This window comes from Treponema sp. R80B11-R83G3, assembly GCF_054786115.1.
Map to the genome: position 1 here is coordinate 1 of NZ_BDHF01000452.1, position 514 is coordinate 514.

The following is a 514-nucleotide window of genomic DNA, read 5'->3' on the forward strand; positions in this document are numbered from 1 at the left end:
GACATATCGCCCATGCTTATCTTTTTTCCGGCCCCAGAGGGTGCGGCAAAACAAGCGCGGCGCGTATTTTGGCGCGTTCGCTTAACTGCACAAATCCAAGCGAAGACGGCCCCTGCGGAGTCTGCGATAACTGCAAGGCGATAAGCAAAGGCGCCAGCATGGATGTAATCGAAATTGACGGCGCGTCAAATAATAAAGTTGATGAAGCGCGCCAAATTATTGACGAGGTGCTTTTTCCGCCGCAAGCAGGCAAATACAAAGTTTACATAATTGATGAAGTGCACATGCTTACGAATCAAGCGTTTAACGCACTGTTAAAAACCATTGAGGAGCCGCCGCCATACATTGTCTTTATTTTTGCTACGACGGAATTGCACAAAGTTCCCGCAACGATAAAAAGCCGCTGTCAGCAGTTCAACTTCAGACTGATACCAATCGAAACTATTCAGGGGATACTGAAAAAAATCTGCGCCGATAAGGGAATAAAAGCTGAAGATGACGCATTGTTCTGGAT

The 514-nt window shown here is 46.7% G+C and carries 1 protein-coding gene; it reads left to right on the top strand.

Features of this window, described 5'->3' with window-relative positions:
• A partial coding sequence (gene dnaX / locus ACYVRH_RS14420; RefSeq protein WP_461257560.1) for a DNA polymerase III subunit gamma/tau occupies positions 1–514 on the top strand: 514 nt, incomplete at both ends.